This window comes from Enterobacter sichuanensis, from assembly GCF_009036245.1.
In the GTDB taxonomy this organism is placed as follows: Bacteria; Pseudomonadota; Gammaproteobacteria; order Enterobacterales; family Enterobacteriaceae; genus Enterobacter; species Enterobacter sichuanensis.
This window is the reverse complement of sequence record NZ_CP027986.1, coordinates 313,484-328,817: the sequence shown is the minus strand read 5'-3', so window position 1 is coordinate 328,817 and position 15,334 is coordinate 313,484. Positions and strand designations below refer to the sequence as shown.

Annotated in this window: 15 protein-coding genes; 3 read left to right on the top strand and 12 right to left on the bottom strand. The window is 55.8% G+C overall.

Annotation, left to right across the window (positions count from 1 at the left end; all coding sequences use genetic code 11):
• Positions 1-39: 39 nt before the first annotated feature.
• Complete coding sequence (gene alr, locus C1N69_RS01535; RefSeq protein ID WP_155030555.1) at positions 40-1,119, bottom strand: alanine racemase; 1,080 nt, start codon at positions 1,117-1,119, stop codon at positions 40-42.
• 16 nt (positions 1,120-1,135) lie between these two features.
• Positions 1,136-2,548, bottom strand: coding sequence for a replicative DNA helicase (dnaB, locus tag C1N69_RS01530; protein ID WP_025757838.1), 1,413 nt, complete (start codon positions 2,546-2,548; stop codon positions 1,136-1,138).
• A gap of 60 nt (positions 2,549-2,608) precedes the next feature.
• On the opposite strand from dnaB, the gene C1N69_RS01525 reads away from it, so the two are divergent.
• The gene (locus tag C1N69_RS01525; RefSeq protein ID WP_047957542.1) at positions 2,609-3,592 is read left to right on the top strand and encodes a quinone oxidoreductase; all 984 of its coding nucleotides are present in this window, start codon (positions 2,609-2,611) and stop codon (positions 3,590-3,592) included.
• Positions 3,593-3,776: 184 nt separating this feature from the next.
• Here C1N69_RS01525 and pspG read toward each other — a convergent pair whose 3' ends face one another.
• The 4 genes from pspG to C1N69_RS01505 all read right to left on the bottom strand — a co-directional run bounded on the left by pspG (position 3,777) and on the right by C1N69_RS01505 (position 7,205).
• Positions 3,777-4,019 (bottom strand): envelope stress response protein PspG, encoded by a 243-nt coding sequence (gene pspG / locus C1N69_RS01520; protein ID WP_025757837.1) that lies wholly within the window; start codon positions 4,017-4,019, stop codon positions 3,777-3,779.
• Positions 4,020-4,155: 136 nt separating this feature from the next.
• On the bottom strand, positions 4,156-5,151 hold the full coding sequence (dusA, locus tag C1N69_RS01515) for a tRNA dihydrouridine(20/20a) synthase DusA (protein ID WP_155030554.1): 996 nt from the start codon (positions 5,149-5,151) through the stop codon (positions 4,156-4,158).
• A gap of 82 nt (positions 5,152-5,233) precedes the next feature.
• A complete protein-coding gene (locus C1N69_RS01510) occupies positions 5,234-6,544 on the bottom strand; it encodes a conjugal transfer protein TraF (protein WP_025757834.1) in 1,311 nt (436 codons plus the stop codon).
• Between the two features lie 172 nt (positions 6,545-6,716).
• Positions 6,717-7,205, bottom strand: a complete 489-nt coding sequence (locus C1N69_RS01505) for a cupin domain-containing protein (RefSeq protein WP_025757833.1) — start codon at positions 7,203-7,205, stop codon at positions 6,717-6,719.
• A 115-nt stretch (positions 7,206-7,320) separates the two neighbouring features.
• On the opposite strand from C1N69_RS01505, the gene zur reads away from it, so the two are divergent.
• Positions 7,321-7,833: a zinc uptake transcriptional repressor Zur gene (gene zur / locus C1N69_RS01500; RefSeq protein ID WP_025757832.1), complete on the top strand. Its 513-nt coding sequence runs from the start codon at positions 7,321-7,323 to the stop codon at positions 7,831-7,833.
• Between the two features lie 49 nt (positions 7,834-7,882).
• On the opposite strand, the gene C1N69_RS01495 is transcribed toward zur, so the two are convergent.
• The 4 genes from C1N69_RS01495 to C1N69_RS01480 form a co-directional block, all read right to left on the bottom strand.
• Positions 7,883-8,092 carry a CsbD family protein gene (locus tag C1N69_RS01495; protein WP_014882139.1) on the bottom strand — a complete coding sequence of 70 codons (210 nt, stop codon included), beginning with the start codon at positions 8,090-8,092 and terminating at the stop codon, positions 7,883-7,885.
• Positions 8,093-8,212: 120 nt separating this feature from the next.
• Positions 8,213-9,550 carry an MATE family efflux transporter DinF gene (gene dinF / locus C1N69_RS01490; protein WP_095441868.1) on the bottom strand — a complete coding sequence of 446 codons (1,338 nt, stop codon included), beginning with the start codon at positions 9,548-9,550 and terminating at the stop codon, positions 8,213-8,215.
• A gap of 63 nt (positions 9,551-9,613) precedes the next feature.
• Positions 9,614-10,222, bottom strand: coding sequence for a transcriptional repressor LexA (lexA, locus tag C1N69_RS01485; RefSeq protein ID WP_025757830.1), 609 nt, complete (start codon positions 10,220-10,222; stop codon positions 9,614-9,616).
• A gap of 108 nt (positions 10,223-10,330) precedes the next feature.
• Entirely contained in the window at positions 10,331-10,699 is a 369-nt protein-coding gene (locus C1N69_RS01480) for a diacylglycerol kinase (protein ID WP_155030553.1), read from the bottom strand.
• Positions 10,700-10,853: 154 nt separating this feature from the next.
• Here C1N69_RS01480 and plsB point away from each other — a divergent pair, with 154 nt between their 5' ends.
• On the top strand, positions 10,854-13,274 hold the full coding sequence (gene plsB / locus C1N69_RS01475; protein ID WP_025757827.1) for a glycerol-3-phosphate 1-O-acyltransferase PlsB: 2,421 nt from the start codon (positions 10,854-10,856) through the stop codon (positions 13,272-13,274).
• 106 nt (positions 13,275-13,380) lie between these two features.
• Here plsB and gntU read toward each other — a convergent pair whose 3' ends face one another.
• Positions 13,381-14,721 (bottom strand): gluconate transporter, encoded by a 1,341-nt coding sequence (gene gntU / locus C1N69_RS01470; protein WP_045285558.1) that lies wholly within the window; start codon positions 14,719-14,721, stop codon positions 13,381-13,383.
• A gap of 3 nt (positions 14,722-14,724) precedes the next feature.
• Entirely contained in the window at positions 14,725-15,252 is a 528-nt protein-coding gene (gene gntK, locus C1N69_RS01465) for a gluconokinase (RefSeq protein WP_025757825.1), read from the bottom strand.
• Positions 15,253-15,334: the final 82 nt, after the last annotated feature.

The following is a 15,334-nucleotide window of genomic DNA, read 5'->3' as shown; positions in this document are numbered from 1 at the left end:
AAGTTGAAGTGAGGTTATTGGCCTCACTTCATTGTCGGTTCAATCGATGTATTTCATCGCCACCCTTGATGTCAGGCGCGTGATAAGTTCGTAAGCACTCACTTTTGTCATTTCAGCAATGCGTTCAACAGGCAACCCTTCGCCCCACATCACCACATCGTCGCCGGGTTTATCCTGGGCCTCAGGCCCCAGATCGACGCATATCATGTCCATCGCCACCCGACCCACAATCTTCACTTCACGGCCGTTGACCAGAACCGGCGTACCGGACGGCGCGGCGCGCGGATAGCCGTCGCCATAGCCCATCGCCACGACGCCGAGACGGGTATCACGCTCGCTGGTCCAGGTGCCGCCGTAACCTACCGGCTCACCCGCTTTGTGTTCGCGCACGGCAATCAGATTAGACACCAGAGACATCACCGGCTGGAAACCCAGGTCCGGCCCCCAGGGTTTGTTCTCCAGCGGCGAAACGCCGTAAAGAATGATGCCCGGGCGAGCCCAGTCGAGGTGCGACTGAGGCCACAGTAAAATTCCGCCGGATGCCGCAATGGATCGCATCCCGGGCTTTCCTTCGCAGAAGGTGGTAAAGATATCCAGCTGCCGCTCGGTCTCACCGCACTCGGGCTCATCGGCACGGGCGAAGTGGCTGACAATATTCACCGGCTGACGCACGTTTTTGCACTGGCACAAACGCTGGTAAAACGCGTCCGCGTTCTCAGGACGCACACCCAGACGGTGCATGCCCGTGTCGAGCTTCATCCACACGGTGACCGGTTCGCTTAGCTCGGCGGTTTCCAGTGCGGCGAGCTGCTCTTCGTTATGCACCGCCGTGTGAAGATGCTGGTCTGCAATGGTCGGCAAATCGGTGGCTTCGAAAAAACCTTCCAGCAGCAGAATCGGTTGCGTGATCCCCCCCGCGCGCAGGCGGAGAGCTTCTTCAAGACGGGCGACGCCAAAGGCGTCGGCATCGGGGAGCGTTCGCGCGGTCTCGAGAAGACCGTGTCCGTAAGCGTTCGCTTTCACGACTGCAACGAGCTTGCTGGCGGGTGCCAGTTCACGCAGACGTTGCAGGTTGTGTCGCAGAGCGCGGCGGTTGATGACGACTGTTGCCGCTTGCATTTGAATTCCTTAGAAATTACTCATCATCATATTGAGGACCGGCATAGTTGTCGAAACGCGACCACTGGCCGTTAAAGGTCAGACGCACCGTCCCAATCGGGCCGTTACGTTGTTTACCAATAATAATTTCGGCGATCCCTTTCAGGTCGCTGTTCTCGTGATAAACCTCATCACGGTAGATGAACATGATTAAGTCCGCATCCTGCTCGATGGAGCCGGATTCACGCAGATCAGAGTTGACCGGACGTTTGTCGGCACGTTGTTCCAGAGAGCGGTTAAGCTGCGACAGCGCCACGACCGGCACGTGCAGCTCTTTGGCTAACGCCTTGAGCGAGCGGGAAATCTCGGCGATTTCCAGCGTACGGTTGTCGGAAAGCGACGGCACGCGCATCAGCTGAAGGTAGTCGATCATGATAAGACCAATGCCGCCGTGCTCGCGGGCGATACGGCGCGCGCGGGAACGGACTTCCGTCGGCGTCAGGCCGGAGGAGTCATCAATATAAATGTTACGTTTTTCCAGCAGAATGCCCATGGTGCCGGAGATGCGCGCCCAGTCCTCATCGTCAAGCTGACCGGTACGGATGCGGGTCTGGTCCACGCGCGACAGCGATGCCAGAGAACGCATCATGATCTGCTCGGAGGGCATCTCAAGACTGAAGATGAGTACCGGCTTGTCCTGCAACATCGCCGCGTTTTCGACGAGGTTCATCGCAAAGGTCGTTTTACCCATCGACGGACGCGCGGCGACGATAATCAAATCCGACGGCTGCAGGCCGGCGGTTTTCTTGTTGAGATCGTCATAGCCGGTGTTCACCCCGGTCACACCGTCATGCGGCTGCTGGAACAGCTGTTCGATACGGGCGACGGTGGCGTCGAGGACATCGGCGATGTTTTTCGGGCCTTCGTCTTTATTGGCGCGGCTTTCGGCGATTTTAAAGACGCGGGACTCGGCGAGGTCGAGCAGATCTTCGCTGGTGCGGCCCTGCGGATCGAAACCGGCTTCGGCGATCTCATTCGCCACCGAAATCATCTCGCGGACAACCGCACGTTCGCGCACAATGTCGGCGTAGGCGCTGATGTTCGCCGCACTTGGCGTGTTTTTCGATAATTCTGCCAGATAGGCGAACCCGCCGACGCTGTCCAGTTGACCCTGACGCTCCAGCGATTCCGCGAGCGTGATCAGGTCAATCGGGCTGCCCGACTCCTGCAGACGCGCCATTTCGGTAAAGATATGACGGTGCGGACGGGTGTAGAAATCTTCAGACACCACGCGCTCAGCGACGTCGTCCCAGCGTTCGTTATCCAGCATTAAACCGCCCAACACCGACTGTTCCGCTTCAATCGAGTGCGGCGGGACCTTTAACCCTGCGACCTGGTAATCACGCTCGCGAGGTTCAGTCTGTTTGTTGAAGGGTTTGTTTCCTGCCATAGTGAATGGAGTTACCGAGATAAAGAGTGGGTCGAAAGATTACCACATTCTGGAGGAAGCATGGCAACACGTATTGAATTTCACAAGCATGGTGGCCCTGACGTACTCAAAGCGGTGGAGTTCATCCCCGCCGCGCCTGGCGAAAATGAAGTGCAGGTCGAAAACAAAGCCATCGGCATAAATTATATCGATACCTATATTCGCGGCGGCCTCTACCCGCCTCCGTCACTGCCGAGCGGGCTGGGTACCGAGGCGGCCGGTATCGTCAGCAAAGTGGGCAGCGCGGTTAAGCATCTTAAGGAGGGCGATCGCGTGGTGTATGCGCAATCGGCTCTTGGGGCTTACAGCTCCGTCCATAACGTCCCGGCGGATAAAGCCGCCCTGCTGCCCAACGCCATCACCTTTGAGCAGGCGGCGGCCTCGTTCCTGAAGGGGTTGACCGTTTACTACCTGCTGCGCAAAACCTATGAAATAAAACCCGACGAGCAGTTCCTGTTTCATGCCGCGGCGGGTGGCGTCGGGCTTATCGCCTGCCAGTGGGCAAAAGCACTGGGCGCGAAACTGATCGGTACCGTGGGCAATGCGCAAAAAGCGCAGCGCGCGCTGCAGGCGGGCGCCTGGCAGGTCATTAACTACCGTGAAGAGAGCATTACCGAACGGCTGAAAGAGATAACCAACGGCAAAAAAGTCCGCGTCGTGTATGACTCTGTAGGGAAAGATACCTGGGAAGCCTCGCTGGATTGTCTGCAGCGTCGTGGGCTGATGGTCAGCTTCGGGAATGCGTCAGGCGCGGTGACCGGGGTAAATCTCGGCATTCTGAATCAGAAAGGCTCGCTGTACGTCACGCGCCCATCCCTGCAGGGTTACATCACCAACCGGGAAGAGCTGGAGGAAGCCAGTAACGAGCTGTTCTCGCTGATCGCCAGCGGGGTGATAAAAGTGGATGTGGCAGAGGCGCAAAAATATCCGCTAATCGATGCGCAGCGCGCACATGAGGTGCTGGAGAGCCGGGCCACGCAGGGATCGAGTTTGCTGATTCCCTGAGCCCTGAAAAGAAATTGGGCTTCCTTAAGGAAGCCCTTTCTTTTTTTAGTTCGGCTGTATGTAGGGTACAGCTCGATGAATTCTTTAGCGGCAGCCATAGTGACAGATTCGATAAGTAAATCCTATTCTGTTCTAAGCCCTGCTGCCGGAAAAGTTACAAGTATGTGACGAACCCCTCAATACCTTAGTAACGAAAGCGGTTATTGCGCTGATAAGTGGGCAGTTTTGGTGATTTTATCGCCCGTATCACCCACACCACCGCAATGGCCAGCAGTAACCACGGTAACAGCTTGATCGTCAGGGCAAATAAACCGCCGATAACCATCACCACCGTCGCCACGACGATAGCCGCCAGAATGCCGAGCAGCGACACACCTGTCGCTAACAGCATGACAAAAAAGCCAATCACAAAAAGTAGTTCCAGCATGGTGCTCTCCCACGAGTTCCCGAGTAATGCAACAGGCATTACAATATTCATGCCAAATCTAACTTATTGTTCTTAAAGCAAAACGCCCCGCGACATGTCGCAGGGCGTGGTGAATTTGACGAACTTTTAGCGAAAATTATCGCTTATCTGCCACCAGTCGCAGCGCATGTTCCAACACGTCGATATCGGCGCCGGCTTTATGTGCATTCTCGCTCAGGTAGCGACGCCACTGGCGCGCCCCGGGGATCCCCTGGAACAGGCCGAGCATATGGCGGGTAATGTGGCCAAGATATGTGCCGTTACTCAGCTCGCGCTCAATGTAAGGATACATGGCACGCACCACGGTAACCGGGTCGATGTCTGCCCCTTCAACACCAAAGATTTCGCGATCGACCGACGCCAGAATGCCCGGGTTTTGATACGCCTCGCGCCCGACCATCACGCCATCCATATGTTCAAGGTGCGCTTTCGCCTCTTCCAGCGACTTAATGCCGCCGTTGATCGACATCGTCAGGTGCGGAAAATCACGCTTCAGCTGATACACGCGAGGATAGTCCAGCGGTGGAATTTCACGGTTCTCTTTTGGGCTAAGACCAGAAAGCCAGGCTTTACGCGCGTGGATGATAAACATCTCGCATTCGCCTTTCCCGGAAACCGTATTGATAAAATCGCACAGGAATTCGTAGCTGTCCTGGTCATCAATGCCGATGCGGGTTTTGACCGTCACCGGGATGGAGACCACGTCGCGCATCGCCTTGATACAGTCCGCCACCAGCTGAGCGTTCCCCATCAGGCACGCGCCGAACATGCCGTTTTGCACGCGATCGGACGGGCAGCCGACGTTGAGGTTGATCTCGTCGTAGCCGCGCGCTTCTGCCAGCTTCGCGCACTGCGCCAGCGCGGCCGGATCGCTGCCGCCCAGCTGCAGGGCAACCGGATGCTCTTCCTCGCTATAGGCCAGATAATCGCCCTTGCCGTGAATGATTGCGCCCGTGGTCACCATCTCGGTGTACAGCAGCGTATGGCGGGAGAGCTGACGCAGGAAGTAGCGGCAGTGTCTGTCCGTCCAGTCGAGCATCGGCGCAATGGAAAAACGGTGTGCGGGAAAAACAGTCTGTAATTCTGACGACATGGCGAAGTTTTAAGCATCTGGTGGAAAAGGGGCGCTACTATAGCACAAAGAAAAGCCGGAGGCGCAGCGCCTCCGGTGGACTTTAGAACGTCATGCTCAGTTGAGCCCCTGCCCCCCAGGTCTCGTCTTCGCCGTACAGGCCCATCAGGTCAACATGCACGGTGCTAAACGGCGCGAAACCGACACCGCCGGTAAAGACATTGCTGTCGTTACCCTTCACGTCTGCGCGATAACCCGCCCGCACCGCCAGCCAGCTCAACGGCGTGACTTCGGCACCGACGCCAACATACTGTGACGTATCTTCGCTCTTGAAGCCCTTGGTTTCCGTCAGATCACCATCGGCAGTCAGCGTCACCAGATCGTTGTGCCAGGCGGCCCCGGCGGTCACCAGCGGACGGATCTGGTAGGTGTCTTTATAGCTCACCACTTCTCCCGTACGCCCGTTGCGGATACGGATATCTTTGGTGTCGATATCACGCGACATCAGGTTTTGTCCGCTCACGCCGACGGTCCAGTTTTCGCCGAAATCGGCCGCAATCCCGGCATCCACGTTGAAGCCCGTATCGTCTGTACGGTAGCGGCTGTCGTTCCACTTATTACTGTCGTAATCGTAGATTGAGGTGGTGTAGTTATAGACCCAGGTTTTTTGCAGTTTTGGCGTCACACCCACGGAAACCGGAACGCCGCCAAGATCGAACTGACGGGCAATGGCAACGCCATAGTCGGACACAATTGCCGCCCGGCCAGAGGCCGTCGAGTTGAGGTTTTTGGTGATTTGGTCCGTGCCGTTCAGCGCAGCATCCAGCGCGACGCCGGCCGCGACCGCATCACTGTTTTGAATACCGCGGAGGTAATCAATATCCTGCTGGTCGATCGACGAACTCACCCGACCATGGGCGTAGCCTTTCGCCATAAACGCCACAGAAAGGACATCGTTAGGGATACTCACGGCAATGCCTGCCCCTGCCGTAGCGCGTGCGGTCTTGCCCTTGAGATAGTCCAGCTCATCGGCAAGATCTTTTGCCGCGCCCTGGAACTGGTTAATAGAACCTAATGGATTGGTGATAATTTCAACCGGTGTAAGATTATCCACCACATCCTTATAGTGATTAATTTTGTCGTTGATATTATCAATCTCGTCCTGAAGATTGTCTTCATCCGTGATCTGCGCGCCAACCGAAGGCAATATGACCGTCACATCATCGTCCGGTTTTGCCTTTGCCAGCAGCGCGGGGTTGATTAACGCCCCACTGCCATAGCTTCCCGAAGCCACGCCGGTGCCACCCATTGCGTCGCTGCGTGATTCTGTCCAGGTATTGGCTGCTCCCGCCTGATTTGCCATAAACAAGGAGACAGCAATGCTAACCACCGAAAATTTAAAATTTTTTTTCACAGTATGCCCGTTATAGTCTGTTATGAAATAACCCCTGTCTGTTATCACCCAAACAGGAACGAACTATTGCTGTGAATAAGTAGTAAAAGACCCGCTAATTCTTTCCCTAAGTAAAACTTCCTTACGGCCTGTTGTAATTTGTGACGGCCCTCAATATTTATAGAAGAGGAAATTATTTTTTCCCAGGTTTTCCATCATGCGGCCCAAAAAACTGGGGAGGATGGTCTACCCAGCGATCTTGCCGCGTGGCGGCGTACTCCGGGTTGAGCGGATAGTAGATACGGTTGTGCTTCTTGTTAGCCTCGCCAACGACCAGTAACCGAACCTCTTCGTCCGTGTTATTGATAAAGGTATGACAGATGCCGGTTCCGGCAGGAAAGCCTACGCTGTCGCCAGGCTCCAGCTTCCACAAATAGCCATTAATCCAGGCTTCAGGGTAGCCTTCAATCACGTAAATAAACTCTTCTTCATCGCTTTCCGCGTGGGGATAGGATGTCCTGCGTCCTGGCGGCAAACGCTCATGATGGATGCCAATGCGCCCGAGCCCGAGCTTGCGGGCCAGTGGCGCACCGATGGAAAACAGCTCATCGCTGTCGGGGTAAGTCGAGTCATCCGCACCTTCAACATCACGCCAGTGCCGAATACAGTCAGGTCTTTTCATTGTTTATCTCCCGGTTTGCGATGGGTCAGGTATAGCACAGACTGGCCGATCTCGGTGTTTTTAGCAGAACATGATAAAGTGAGGGTTTTCCGTCCTATAACATCCGGGGTGCTAAATGGATAAGTCCACAAAAGAGCTGTTAGCGCAGGCCGAAAAGCTGTGCGCGCAACGCAATGTGCGCCTGACTCCGCAGCGCCTTGAAGTGTTGCGCTTGATGAGTCTGCAACAGGGTGCCATCAGCGCCTACGATCTGCTCGACCTGCTCCGCGAAAGCGAGCCGCAGGCAAAGCCACCGACGGTCTATCGCGCGCTGGATTTCCTGCTGGAACAAGGGTTTGTGCATAAAGTCGAATCCACAAACAGCTATGTGCTGTGTCATCTGTTCGATCAGCCTACCCACACCTCGGCGATGTTTATTTGTGACCGCTGCGGCGTGGTGAAAGAAGAAGGTGCGGAAGGTGTGGAAGACATTATGCATACGCTGGCCGCTAAAATGGGCTTTGCCCTGCGCCATAACGTGATTGAAGCACACGGTCTGTGCTCAGCGTGTGTGGAAGTGGAAGCCTGTCGTCATCAGGACGCATGTCAGCACGACCACTCGATTCTGGTAAAGAAAAAGCCGCGTTAGCAGCAAAAGAAAAGGCGGCTTTTAAGCCGCCTCAGTGGGTTATTCAGCGTTACCAGCGGTAATCGTTACGGGTTTCCCAGTCTTTGACTTCGTTTTCCGCCTGGTCTTTTGCGTAGCCGTAACGCTCCTGAATTTTACCGACAAGCTGGTCGCGTTTACCTTCAATGACGGTCATATCGTCATCCGTCAGCTTACCCCACTGTTCTTTCGCTTTACCTTTGAACTGCTTCCAGTTGCCGCCGATTTCGTCTTTATTCATCATCGTGTCCTCTTCGTTAAGCGTCGGGTCGTAACGTCCGTTACGTTCTTTTCTGCTGGACGTGATAATTATTGTAGTTAAGGATTCCGCTGTTAGTTTCATATTCGGAATCTTTAACCGTCACGATATATCGTGGCGTGAGGGGAACCAGGTATTGTTTTGCCAGTGTCGGCGCCAGATAAACGCCAGCGATAACCCGCGCAGTGAGAGAAAGACGGCCAACGCCAGCCATAAACCGTGGTTACCAAGCCACGGAAGCGTCAGCAACGTCAGGCCAAACCCGGCCGCCGCGACAGCCATGCTGTTACGCATTTCGGCTCCGCGCGTCGCGCCAATAAACATGCCGTCCAGCAGATAACACCAGACACCCACCACCGGCAAAATGACCTGCCAGATGAGATAATGGCTCGCCAGTTCGCGCAGTGCCGGCAGGGAGGTGAGTAACGCGATAATCTGTTCGCCAAAGCAGGCGTAAATCAGCGCGAATGCCAACGCCACCAGACCCGACTGTCGACAGGCCGCCCGCCAGACATCCCGCAGATGCCCGCTTTCCCGTGCGCCATACGCCTGCCCCGAATGCGCTTCAACCGCATAGGCAAAGCCGTCCAGCGCATAGGCGGTAAAGGTCAGCAGCGTCATCAGGACGGCATTAACCGCAACGATGTCTGGCCCGAGCCGTGCGCCAAAGACCGTCAGTGCACCAAAGCAGAGTTGAAGCAGCAATGAACGCAGCATGATGTCACGGTTGAGCGCCAGCAGCTTACGGATATTGCCGCGCCAGGCGGTTTTGAGCAGCGCAAGGGAAATCCCGCGCATCACCAGCACACGCCAGACCATCCACAGACCAATAATAAAGGTCCCGTATTCGGCAATCGCCGTCGCCAGCGCTGCCCCCTGCACGTTCATTTGCAGCCCCATTACCAGCCAGACATCCAGCACAATGTTGAGCAGGTTGCCCACCACCAGCAGAATGACAGGCGCACGGGCATACTGGACGCCCAGGAGCCACCCCAGTAGAACCAGATTAGCCAGCGAGGCGGGCGCGCTAAGCCAGCGGATTTCAAGAAAACGCCGCGCCTGTTCCAGTACTGCCTCGCTGCCGCCAACGATATGGAGTGCAAGGTCAATCAGGGGAGCGCGCAGTAAAACGATCAACGCCCCTGCGCCAAGCGCAAGCATCATCGGCTGTACCAGCGCACGCGCCAGACGCAACGGATCTTTTGCACCGTAAGCCTGCGCGGTAAGGCCGGTCGTACTCATGCGCAAAAAGAGCAGCAACATGAACAGAAAGCTGGTTGCCGTCGCGCCAATCGCCACGCCGCCAAGATAAACAGGCGAATCCAGATGACCAATAACGGCGGTATCGACCAGCCCCAGCAAGGGCACGGTGATATTGGAGAAAATCATCGGCAAAGCAAGACGCCACAATGCCTTATCGGATGCCGTCAGCAGTGACATGAAAAATACCGGAAGTGGGAAATGAATCAGGCTACAGCGGAGCTGTAGCCTGTCAGGAAAAGATTAAAGCCATTCACCGTTGCGAATCACCCCAACCGCCAGTCCTTCGATAGAGAAGTTCTGTTCACGGAGGTCCACCACAATCGGGGAGAACTCGCTGTTTTCAGGCAGTAACTGTACGGTGTTACCCTGTTTTTTCAGACGCTTGACGGTCACTTCATCATCAATGCGTGCGACCACAACCTGGCCGTTTCGTACATCCTGCGTTTTGTGAACCGCAAGCAGATCGCCATCAAGAATGCCGATGTCTTTCATCGACATACCGCTTACGCGCAGCAGGAAATCAGCGCTCGGTTTGAACATACCAGGATCGACCTGGTAATGGCCTTCAATATGCTGCTGAGCCAGTAAAGGCTCACCTGCAGCAACACGCCCTACCAGCGGAATGCCCGTCTCTTCTTCCACCAGCAGGCGGATACCCCGTGACGCGCCCGAAACAATCTCAATGACACCCTTACGCGCCAGCGCTTTCAGGTGTTCTTCGGCAGCATTCGGAGAACGGAAGCCCAGACGCTGCGCGATTTCCGCACGCGTGGGTGGCATACCCGTCTGGCCGATATGATCCCGAATGAGATCAAACACCTCTTGCTGCCTGGTCGTTAACGCTTTCATTCCGCCCCCTGGGTGTATATACAGTTATGCTGTGAGTATATACAGTCAAAGGCGATTTTGGAACCAAAAACTGCACAAAAAACCAGGGACTTAATTATTCCTCGAGGCTCATCGGAAATGTGACCAAAGCAGCGTGACCCAGGTGATAACGGCAGTGATAATCGACAGCAACACGGCAGCAGAGCCCATGTCTTTTGCCCGGCCTGAAAGTTCGTGGAAATCAGAGCCGATACGATCCACAACGGCCTCAATAGCGCTATTCAGAATTTCCACTATCATCACCAACAATACGGATCCGATCAGAAGAACGCGCGTTATCGCATCAATATCAAGGAAACAGGCGATAATCACCGCGACAATCGCGGCGATGCCCTCCTGGCGGAAGGCAGCTTCGTTGACCCACGCGGCGCGAAAACCTTTCCAGGAGTAGCCAGCAGCTTTGATGATTCGGGTTAACCCAGTGGTATTATTGGCCATTAAAAGAACCTTTTTTAAAAAAGAGCGTCAGTAACAGGGGCCGTAACGCGTTTCGCTACAGCCTGAAGTATGACGGGTAACAACAGAAATTTTGCGCGCTTTCTGTTATCCTTGCGCCGCAATTGCATTATTAACCAGAGGCTTTACATCGTTTATGTCCGGCTGGCCACGAATTTACTACAAATTACTTAATTTACCATTAAGCATCCTGGTAAAAAGCAAGTCTATCCCAGCAGAACCCGCGCTGGAATTGGGGCTCGATACGTCGCGTCCCATTATGTATGTTTTGCCTTATAACTCGAAGGCAGACTTACTGACGCTTCGCGCCCAGTGTCTGGCGCATGACTTACCTGACCCGCTTGAACCGCTGGAAGTTGACGGTACGCTGCTGCCGCGCTACGTGTTCATCCACGGTGGGCCGCGTGTGTTTACCTATTACACGCCAAAGGAAGAGTCCATCAAGCTGTTCCATGACTATCTCGACCTGCACCGCAGCAATCCTGACCTGGATGTACAGATGGTGCCGGTGTCGGTGATGTTTGGTCGCCGCCCGGGCCGCGAAAAAGGGGAAGAGAACCCACCGTTGCGCATGCTTAACGGCATCCAGAAGTTCTTTGCGGTCTCCTGGCTGGGACGCGACAGTTTCGTCCGTTTCTCCCCTTCCGTGTCGCTGCGTCGAATGGCGGACGAGCACGGCACCGACAAGATCATCGCGCAAAAACTGGCGCGCGTGGCGCGTATGCACTTCGCCCGTCAGCGCCTGGCTGCCGTCGGGCCACGTCTCCCGGCGCGTCAGGATCTGTTCAACAAATTGTTGGCCTCTAAAGCGATTGCCCGCGCCGTTGAAGACGAAGCGCGCAGCAAGAAAATTTCGCATGAGAAAGCCCAGCAGAACGCCATTGCGCTGATGGAAGAGATCGCCGCGAACTTCTCTTACGAGATGATTCGCCTTTCCGACCGTATTCTCGGCTTTACCTGGAACCGCCTCTATCAGGGCATCAACGTTCATAATGCCGAGCGTGTACGTCAGCTGGCGCATGATGGCCATGAGATTGTCTATGTTCCCTGCCACCGCAGCCACATGGACTACCTGCTTCTGTCTTATGTGCTCTATCACCAGGGGCTGGTGCCACCGCACATCGCTGCCGGGATTAACCTGAACTTCTGGCCAGCAGGCCCGATTTTCCGCCGCCTGGGTGCCTTCTTTATTCGTCGTACCTTCAAGGGCAACAAGCTCTACTCCACCGTATTCCGTGAATATCTGGGCGAGCTGTTCAGCCGTGGCTATTCCGTGGAGTACTTCGTGGAGGGCGGTCGTTCCCGTACCGGGCGTCTGCTCGATCCGAAAACCGGCACGCTGTCGATGACCATCCAGGCGATGCTGCGCGGAGGAACCCGTCCCATCACGCTGGTGCCAATCTACATTGGCTATGAGCATGTGATGGAAGTAGGAACTTACGCCAAAGAGCTGCGTGGGGCGACCAAAGAGAAAGAGAGCCTGCCGCAGATGCTGCGTGGCCTGAGCAAGTTACGCAACCTCGGCCAGGGCTACGTCAACTTTGGCGAGCCGATGCCGCTGATGACGTACCTGAACCACCACGTTCCGGAGTGGCGCGAGTCCATTGACCCTATCGAAGCGGTTCGTCCGGCCTGGCTGACGCCAACGGTCAACGGCATCGCCTCTGAGTTGATGGTGCGCATTAACAACGCCGGTGCGGCTAACGCCATGAACCTGTGCTGTACGGCGCTTCTGGCTTCACGTCAACGTTCGCTAACCCGTGAACAGCTGACAGAGCAGCTGGATTGCTATCTGGATATGATGCGCAACGTGCCGTATTCGGTTGATTCAACCGTACCTTCTGCAACGGCCAGTGAGCTTATCGATCACGCGTTGCAGATGAACAAGTTCGAAGTCGAAAAAGACACCATCGGCGACATCATCATTCTGCCGCGCGAGCAGGCCGTGCTGATGACGTACTACCGTAACAACATCACCCACATGCTGATGCTGCCGTCGCTCATGGCGGCCATTATTACCCAGCATCGTCGCATCTCGCGCCAGGCGCTGTTGCACCACGTTGAGACACTCTACCCGATGCTGAAAGCGGAGCTGTTCCTGCGCTGGAGCAAAGACGAGCTGGCGGGCGTGCTGGATAAACTGACCGAAGAGCTGCGTCGTCAGGGGTTGATCACCGTGACGAATGACGAGCTGCACATCAATCCGTCACGCTCCCGTACCCTGCAGCTGCTGGCGGCCGGTGCGCGCGAAACGTTGCAGCGCTACGCCATTACGTTCTGGCTGCTGAGTGCGAACCCGTCCATCAACCGCGGTACGCTGGAGAAAGAGAGCCGGACGCTGGCACAACGCCTGTCCGTGCTGCACGGCATTAACGCGCCTGAATTCTTCGACAAAGCGGTCTTCAGCTCCCTGGTTCTGACGCTGCGTGATGAAGGCTATATCAGTGATACGGGTGATGCCGAGCCGGAAGAGACGCTGAAGGTTTACCAGATGCTGGCAGAGCTGATCACCTCAGACGTGCGCCTGACGATTGAGAGCGCCACGCAGGGCGAGTAACACAATGCCGGGTTATGGCCCGGCCTGACGCCCTGGATAATAAAAAGGCCCGGTAAGCGCTAACGCTACCGGGCCTTATTTTTTGAGCGTTGTTAACGCGTCGCGTTTAGCTCAACAGCGTAAACGCAATCATCCCGACAATCGCACCCGTTGTGCCAAGGATGGTTTCCATCAGCGTCCAGGTTTTCAGGGTTTGCGCTTCGGTGGCGCCGGTAAACTTGCCGAACAGCCAGAATCCGGCATCGTTAACGTGAGAGACCACAATCGAACCGCCCGCGATACAGACAGAAAGCGCGGCCATCTGTGCACCAGAGTAGTTAAGCTGTTCAATCACCGGCATCACCAGACCCACAGCGGTTAAACACGCCACGGTTGCGGACCCCTGGATGATACGCACCGCCGCCGCTAGCACGAAACAGGTGACTGCAATCGGTAGCCCCATCCCGGTCAGCGCTTCGCCCAGCGCCGGGCCGACGCCAGAATCCACCAGCACCTGCTTGAACACGCCGCCGGCACCGATCACCAGCAGGATAATCCCCGCAGGCTGCAGCGCTGCACCGCAGATTTCCATCACCCGGTCTTTCGCCATTCCCTGACGCATCGCCAGGCCGTAAATCGCTACCAGACAGGCCACCAGGATCGCCGTGAACGGATGACCAATAAACTCAAACCACTCATACGCGGTGGAGCCTACCGGCACAAAGCGCGCGGCGATGGTTTTCAGGCCCACGAGAACCAGCGGCAGCAGGATCAGCGACAGACTGAAACCAAAGGAGGGCATTTTGCCTTCGCCCAGGTGCGGCTCGGTGACATCATCCGGGATGTGCAGTTCAACGTAACGGCTGATGAAGTTGCCCCACAGCGGGCCGGCAATAATCATCCCCGGGATCGCCGCACACAGGCCAATCAGGATCATCCAGCCAAAGTCAGCATGCATCTGGGAGGCCAGCAGCATTGGCGCGGGCCCGGGTAGCAGAAACGCTGCCGCTGCCGCCACGCCCGCAAACAGCGGAATCACCAGCTTCACGAGGTTAGTGCCGGTATGGCGCGCCATAGAGAACGCCACGCTAATCAGCAGCACCACGGCAACCTCAAAGAACAGCGGCAGCGCGCAGATCAGCCCCGCCAGACCTATCGCATAGTGCGCGCGGCTGTGGCCGAAGGATTTCAGCATCTTGACGGCAATCTGGTCGACCGCGCCCGTCTCGTGCAAAATCTTGCCAAACATGGCGCCCAGCGCGACCACAATCGCCAGGAAGCCCAGCGTGCCACCCATCCCTTTTTCCATTGTCGCGGCGATCTTGTCGAGCGGCATACCGGAAAAAAGACCTGCACCAATAGAAACCACCATCAAAGCAACAAAAGCATGCATACGTGCCTTCATCACTAAAAACAGCAGCAGCAATACGGAACCCACGGCTGTCAAAACTAGCGTTAATGTACTCAAAACTTACTGCCTTTTATTAATGACCTCGATGGTGCTGGCAACAACACCCTCCAGTGACTGATCGATATCAACCACTAAGACGTCTTTCTCATCTTCACCCGGCTCCTGCAGCGCTTCGAACTGCGTCACCAGCATCTGCGTTTTGAAGAAGTGACCTTTACGCGCCTTCAGGCGGCTTTCAATCACCTCGAAGTCACCTTTCAGGTAGATGAACGAGAGGTTCGGATTGCCGTCACGCAGCAGATCGCGATAGGTTTTTTTCAGCGCGGAGCAGACGATCAGGGAAACTTTGTTGGTGCGCTGCATGGCGAACGCGGCGTCATTCAGCGCCTGCAACCACGGTTTGCGGTCGTCGTCGTTCAGCGGCTCGCCGGAGGCCATTTTCATGATGTTGCTGCGCGGATGGAGGAAGTCGCCATCAAGAAACGCAGCATGGAGTTGATGCGCCACTTCGCTGGCCACAGCTGATTTCCCGCTACCGGAAACGCCCATCAGGACGTAAACGTGGTGATCATGATTAGTCGTGCTCAAAGGGTGTCCCTCAGTCAATTGTTACGGGTAACAGTTATCGGTAACATTGTCCTGCCGGGGCAAAAGAGAAGCAATATCCAAA

What these genes read in the sequence shown, in the direction of transcription:
- alr (WP_155030555.1), bottom strand. Translation starts at nt 1,119, where the DNA reads ATGCAAGCGGCAACAGTCGTCATCAACCGCCGCGCTCTGCGACACAAC.
- dnaB (WP_025757838.1), bottom strand. Translation starts at nt 2,548, where the DNA reads ATGGCAGGAAACAAACCCTTCAACAAACAGACTGAACCTCGCGAGCGT.
- C1N69_RS01525 (WP_047957542.1), top strand. Translation starts at nt 2,609, where the DNA reads ATGGCAACACGTATTGAATTTCACAAGCATGGTGGCCCTGACGTACTC.
- pspG (WP_025757837.1), bottom strand. Translation starts at nt 4,019, where the DNA reads ATGCTGGAACTACTTTTTGTGATTGGCTTTTTTGTCATGCTGTTAGCG.
- dusA (WP_155030554.1), bottom strand. Translation starts at nt 5,151, where the DNA reads ATGTCGTCAGAATTACAGACTGTTTTTCCCGCACACCGTTTTTCCATT.
- C1N69_RS01505 (WP_025757833.1), bottom strand. Translation starts at nt 7,205, where the DNA reads ATGAAAAGACCTGACTGTATTCGGCACTGGCGTGATGTTGAAGGTGCG.
- zur (WP_025757832.1), top strand. Translation starts at nt 7,321, where the DNA reads ATGGATAAGTCCACAAAAGAGCTGTTAGCGCAGGCCGAAAAGCTGTGC.
- C1N69_RS01495 (WP_014882139.1), bottom strand. Translation starts at nt 8,092, where the DNA reads ATGAATAAAGACGAAATCGGCGGCAACTGGAAGCAGTTCAAAGGTAAA.
- dinF (WP_095441868.1), bottom strand. Translation starts at nt 9,550, where the DNA reads ATGTCACTGCTGACGGCATCCGATAAGGCATTGTGGCGTCTTGCTTTG.
- lexA (WP_025757830.1), bottom strand. Translation starts at nt 10,222, where the DNA reads ATGAAAGCGTTAACGACCAGGCAGCAAGAGGTGTTTGATCTCATTCGG.
- C1N69_RS01480 (WP_155030553.1), bottom strand. Translation starts at nt 10,699, where the DNA reads ATGGCCAATAATACCACTGGGTTAACCCGAATCATCAAAGCTGCTGGC.
- plsB (WP_025757827.1), top strand. Translation starts at nt 10,854, where the DNA reads ATGTCCGGCTGGCCACGAATTTACTACAAATTACTTAATTTACCATTA.